Here is a 5,353-nt window from a genome sequence, read left to right on the forward strand (position 1 = left end):
CTCGATCGCGTGCATACCGCGCAGACGCTCGTCGACGTCTGCGCGCGGCACGAGCACGGTCTCGCCGATCAGGTTCGGGATGCCGTCGGCGTCGAGTCCCTCGAAGATGCTCACGGCGACCTCACGGCGACGGGCATCCGTCACGATCGCGAAGGCGGTATCGGGAGCATCCGCATCGATCACCCTCAGCGCGGCCGCGAAATGGCTGGGAACCGGCATCACCGAGATACCCCGCCCGAGGGCGAAGGCACGAGCAGCGGCGATGCCGATCCGCAGCCCGGTGAACGGGCCGGGCCCCATCCCCGCGACGACCTGCGTGACGTCGGCAGGGGACGATCGAGCCGCGGCGAAGGCGCGTGTCAGCAGATCGCCGATGACCTCGGCGTGCCCGAGCGCATCGTGACTGGAGGCATCCGCGACAGCGTGGCCATCGGCCTCCACAAGAGCGACGGCCGTACCCAGCGAGGTGTCGACGGCAAGAATCACCTCTCCAGGGTAGTCGGCATCACGCGGCGAGACTCATTCCGCGACGCAGGTGATGGTCAGCACACGCGGCGCATCCGCATCGAGGTCTTCGTCGGCCACGTCGTCGCCGCCCACCGGACGTTCGATCTCGATGTCCCACCACTGGTCGGCGACGGCGGGAGCCATCTGGCGGCCCCACTCGATCACCACGACCGACCGCGCAAAATCGATGTCGAGGTCGTCGAGCTCGGCCGCCGAACCCAGCCGGTAGGCATCGACATGCACCAGCGGTGCGCCGCCGACGAGTGACGGATGCGTGCGGGCGATGACGAAGGTCGGGCTCTGCACGGGGCCGCGAACACCGAGGCCCTCGGCGATCCCCCGGGTGAGAGTGGTCTTGCCCGCCCCGAGCGGGCCGGTGAGCACGATCAGGTCCCCGGGCTCGAGCTGCTCGCCGATGACGAAGCCGAGATGCTCCATATCGTCGGATGCCGCGATCTCACGCCGCCCGAGAAACGCCGGATCGATCATGCGTTTCTCCGCGGGACGCGATGGCCGACGCGCGTGACGATGTCGTAGTTGATGGTGCCCGCGGCATCCGCCCAATCGGTCGCCGCCGGTACGCCCAGTGTCGGGTCCCCGAACAGCACAGCCTCGTCGCCCACCGAGACGGGGGTGTCACCGACGTCGACGACGAACTGGTCCATCGCGACGCGCCCGCACACGGTGAAACGGCGTCCGTTGATGACGATCGGGCCCCGGCCGGATGCCTGACGCGCGATGCCATCGGCATAACCCAGCGGAATCAGCGCCAGGGTCGTCTCACGCGGGGTGCGGTAGTCGTAGTTGTATGAGACGCCCGCCTCGGCCGGGACGCGGCGCACCGCCGCGACGGATGCCCGCAACGTCATCGCGGGACGCAGCCCCAGGTCGGCGGAGGACCGATCGTCGAACGGTGAGAGGCCGTATATGCCGACGCCGACGCGCACCGCGTCGAGGCGCGTCGCCGGGCGGTCGATGGCCGCGGCGGTCGCAGCGAGGTGGCGGATCTCAGGACGCACCCCTGCGGATGCCGCCGCCGCCGTCGCCTCGTCGAACTGCGCGAGAGCGGCGTGGTCGTCGTCGGCGGAGGTGTTGGCGAGGTGGCTGAAGAGCCCGATGATGCGCAGACGGCCGATTCGCTCGAGGCGAGCGGCCTCGGCGAACACGCGCCCCCAGTCGGCCGGGGCGACGCCGTTGCGCGACAGGCCCGTGTCGACCTTGAGGTGCACGCCGACCGGGCCATCGCTGTTCGCGGCTGCGCCGGCCGCCTCCAGCTGGTCGAACGATGAGATGCCCAGTTCGATCTGGTTCGCCGCGGCGGCGTCGAAGCGCTGCCCTGGCTCGTGCAGCCAGGCGATGAGCGGTGCGGTGATGCCCTGGCGGCGCAGATCGAGGGCCTCGGTGAGATCGGCCACGCCGAGACGGGACGCACCGCCGGAGAGCGCGGCGACAGCGGCGGCGGCCGCGCCGTGCCCATAGGCATTGGCTTTGACGACGGCGATGAGCTCAGTGCCGCTCAGGCGCCGGAGGTGCCGGACGTTATCGGCGATGGCGTCCATCTCGATGACCGCCTCGCGGAACGCAGCGGTCATCGCGCGGACCCTTCGTCGACGCGTTCGGCGATCACGAAGGCTGTTGCCAGGCCGGAATCGTGCGACATCGTCAGGTGCAAGGCGGTGATGCCGCGGTGCTCAACCGCGTCTGCCGTGGTGCCGGCGAGTCGGAAGTACGGGCGCCCGGACTCTTCGGAACCGATCTCGATCTCGGTCCAGTGCACGCCGTCCGAACCACCGAGCGCTTTGATCAGCGCCTCTTTGGCCGCGTAGCGGGCTGCGAGCGATGCGAGCTTCAGCTCGCGCTCGCTCGGTGCGAACAGTCGTTGCATCAGCCGCGGCGTGCGCGCCATCGTGCGCTCGAACCGCGTGATGTCGACGAGGTCGATGCCGGTGCCGGTGATCACGACTCCAGCCTACTCGCGCGTCTCGGGTCGTGCCGCGGGCGGGTACACATGTCTGCCCAGGTCCCGGATGCAGGCCGAAACGGCCAGTTTCAACAGGCATCCGGGATCTCAGCCGACATCTGTACCCGGCGCCGGGCCCCACTCGTCCTGCACAACGTCGAGAATCGCGGTCTTGTCCACAATCCCGCGGAAACGCACACGGACACCCGCGCGGACACGGCACCATCAAGGGGTGTTTCTTCCCACAGACATCCTCCGCAGATTCGACGGCGTCGCCCGTGGAACGCTGCTGCAGCGGTTTGGCTGTTCGCGCAAGACGCTGTCGGTCGCTGTGCACGCCGGCACGATCGAACGCGTGCGCGCTGGAGTGTTCGCCCTTCCCAGTGCCAATCGCCGGATCGTGACCGCTGCCGCACACGGCGGCTCACTCTCATGCGCAGCGGCGCTACGGCTGCACGGAGTATGGATGCTGCCAGAGGAGAATGACGAGATCCATGTCTGGATGGGTAGCGCCGGCCGCCGCCACGACCACGAGCCATGCGAATGTAAAACACACTACTCACCGGGTATGGCCGGCATCGGCGTCGCGCCTGTCGCCGTCGCGCTGGTGCACTTCTACCGGTGCAGCAACGACGATGAGGCGTTCTTCGCCGCGTACGAATCCGCGTAGGAGAAGCGGCTGATCACCGCACAGGATCGTGCACAGATCCGACGCGAACTCCCCCGGCGTGCCCACTGGATGCTCGACCTGGCACGTTCCGACGCCGCGAGCGGATTGGAATCGCTGCTTCGATTGCGGCTGCACCTGCTCGGCATCCGTCTTGACTGTCAGGTCAATATCGACGGTGTCGGCCGCGTTGATTTCGTCGTCGGAGGACGCGTGATTCTTGAGACGGATGGCAAGGAAAACCATGCGGGCGAGCTGCGTCATAAAGATCTGATGAGGGATGCCGCGGCATCCGCCCTCGGATATGAGACGCTCCGCTTCGACTACGCGATGGTCGTCCACAACTGGGACGTGGTCGCCGCCGCGATTCTGCCCGCCATCGGCCGTTCGCAGGCTTAGCCCTTCGGCTGGAGGCCCGGGTTCGCGGCCGGGTGGCCCGTGCCCACGGTCGGAGGCCGGATGGCCCGGCGGCGCGGTACACATGTCTACTCAAAGAACGGATGCCGGGCGAAACAGCCCGATCCAACAGACATCCGGGATCTCAGCCGACATCTGTACCTGCGGACCGGCCCGGCGCCCCGACAGCCCCGACAGCCCCGACAGCCCCGGACGGTCCCGACGGCCGCCCCCTACTCGACCGTGACGGACTTCGCGAGGTTGCGGGGCTGGTCGACGTCGAGCCCCTTGGCCGTGGCGAGGGCCATGGCGAAGATCTGCAGCGGAACGACCGTGAGCAGCGGCTCGAACAGTGCCCCGGCCAGCGGAATGCGAATGACCTCGTCGGCGAAGGGCAGCACCGCGGCGTCGCCCTCTTCTGCCACGACGATCACGCGGGCGCCGCGGGCACGGATCTCCTGAATGTTCGACACGACCTTGGAGTGCACGAGCGCCGAGTGTCGCGGCGACGGCACGAGCACGAACACCGGCTGACCCGGCTCGATGAGCGCGATAGGGCCGTGCTTGAGTTCACCGGCGGCGAAGCCCTCGGCGTGGATGTACGAGATCTCCTTGAGCTTGAGCGCGCCCTCGAGCGCGATCGGGTATCCGACGTGGCGGCCCAGGAACAGCACCGAGCGGGTGTCGGCCATCCAGCCGGCGAGCTGGGTGACGTGCTCGTGCTCTTCTTCCAGCACGCGGGCGATCTTCTCGGGCAGCTCGCTCAACTCGCGCACGTCATCGGCGTCGGCCGACAGCGTCTGACGCACGCGCCCCATGTGCAGGCCGAGAAGCAGCAGCGCGGTGATCTGCGCCGAGAACGCCTTGGTGGATGCCACGGCGACCTCGGGTCCGGCGTGGGTGTAGACGACGGCATCCGACTCACGCGGAATGGTCGCGCCCTGCGTGTTGCAGATCGAGAGGGTCCGCGCGCCGCGCTCGCGCGCGTACTTGACGGCCATGAGCGTGTCCATGGTCTCGCCGGACTGGCTGATCGAGATGACGAGCGTGTCGTCGCCAATCACCGGGTCGCGGTAGCGGAACTCGTGGGCGAGCTCGACGTCGGTGGCGACGCGGGCCCACTGCTCGATGGCGTACTTGCCGACGAGGGCTGCGTAGGATGCCGTGCCACAGGCCGTGATGATCACACGGTTGATGCCGATGAAGAGGTCGTCGAGCCCGTCGAGCTCGGGGATGTTGATCTGTCTGTCCTGCACGCGTCCGCGGATGGTGTTCGCGACGGCCTCGGGCTGTTCGGCGACTTCCTTGGCCATGAAGCTGGACCATCCGCCCTTCTCGGCGGCGGCAGCATCCCATGACACGTCGAACGGCTCGGCCTCGACTTCGTTGCCTGCGAAGTCGGTCACCGTCACGGCATCGGGGGTGATGGAGACGATCTGGTCCTGCCCGATGGCGAGCGCCTTGCGGGTGTGCTCGACGAAGGCGGCGACGTCGGAGCCGAGGAAGTTCTCACCCTCGCCGAGTCCGATCACCAGCGGTGAGTTGCGGCGAGCGCCGACGACGAGGCCGGGGTGGTCCTGGTGCATGGAGAGCAGCGTGAAGGCGCCCTCGAGGCGGTTCGCGATGCTCTGGAAGGCGGCCTGCAGGTCGCCGCCGTTGGCGACGTACTCGCGGCCGAGCAGGGCTGCGGCGACCTCGGAGTCGGTCTCGCTGAGGAACTCGACGCCCTCGGCCGCGAGCTCGTCGCGCAGCGGGGCGAAGTTCTCGATGATGCCGTTGTGGATGAGGGCGAGCTTGCCCCCGTCGGCGAGGTGCGGGTGCGC

7 protein-coding genes are annotated in these 5,353 nt (G+C 68.4%); 2 read left to right on the forward strand and 5 right to left on the reverse strand.

The features are described 5' to 3' along the window. The 4 genes from tsaB to Q1J95_RS14130 form a co-directional block, all read right to left on the reverse strand. The coding region (gene tsaB, locus Q1J95_RS14115) for a tRNA (adenosine(37)-N6)-threonylcarbamoyltransferase complex dimerization subunit type 1 TsaB (RefSeq protein WP_300268659.1) at positions 1-486 on the reverse strand (486 nt) is incomplete at its 3' end. Positions 487-519: 33 nt separating this feature from the next. Continuing rightward, on the reverse strand, positions 520-996 hold the full coding sequence (tsaE, locus tag Q1J95_RS14120) for a tRNA (adenosine(37)-N6)-threonylcarbamoyltransferase complex ATPase subunit type 1 TsaE (RefSeq protein WP_300268660.1): 477 nt from the start codon (positions 994-996) through the stop codon (positions 520-522). Next, positions 993-2,099 (reverse strand): alanine racemase, encoded by a 1,107-nt coding sequence (gene alr, locus Q1J95_RS14125; RefSeq protein WP_300268662.1) that lies wholly within the window; start codon positions 2,097-2,099, stop codon positions 993-995. The genes tsaE and alr overlap by 4 nt, the downstream gene beginning before the upstream one ends. Next, complete coding sequence (locus Q1J95_RS14130) at positions 2,096-2,467, reverse strand: holo-ACP synthase (protein ID WP_300268664.1); 372 nt, start codon at positions 2,465-2,467, stop codon at positions 2,096-2,098. The genes alr and Q1J95_RS14130 overlap by 4 nt, the downstream gene beginning before the upstream one ends. 232 nt (positions 2,468-2,699) lie before the next feature. Between Q1J95_RS14130 and Q1J95_RS14135 the strand changes: the two genes are divergently transcribed. Then, on the forward strand, positions 2,700-3,137 hold the full coding sequence (locus Q1J95_RS14135; protein WP_300268666.1) for a hypothetical protein: 438 nt from the start codon (positions 2,700-2,702) through the stop codon (positions 3,135-3,137). 69 nt (positions 3,138-3,206) lie between these two features. Then, on the forward strand, positions 3,207-3,533 hold the full coding sequence (locus tag Q1J95_RS14140; protein ID WP_300268668.1) for a DUF559 domain-containing protein: 327 nt from the start codon (positions 3,207-3,209) through the stop codon (positions 3,531-3,533). A 230-nt stretch (positions 3,534-3,763) separates the two neighbouring features. Here Q1J95_RS14140 and glmS read toward each other — a convergent pair. Then, a partial coding sequence (glmS, locus tag Q1J95_RS14145) for a glutamine--fructose-6-phosphate transaminase (isomerizing) (protein ID WP_300268671.1) occupies positions 3,764-5,353 on the reverse strand: 1,590 nt, incomplete at its 5' end.

The organism is Microbacterium sp. (assembly GCF_029263575.1).
Lineage (GTDB): Bacteria > Actinomycetota > Actinomycetes > Actinomycetales > Microbacteriaceae > Microbacterium.

What these genes read in the sequence shown, in the direction of transcription:
- tsaE (WP_300268660.1), bottom strand. Translation starts at nt 996, where the DNA reads ATGATCGATCCGGCGTTTCTCGGGCGGCGTGAGATCGCGGCATCCGAC.
- alr (WP_300268662.1), bottom strand. Translation starts at nt 2,099, where the DNA reads ATGACCGCTGCGTTCCGCGAGGCGGTCATCGAGATGGACGCCATCGCC.
- Q1J95_RS14140 (WP_300268668.1), top strand. Translation starts at nt 3,207, where the DNA reads ATGCTCGACCTGGCACGTTCCGACGCCGCGAGCGGATTGGAATCGCTG.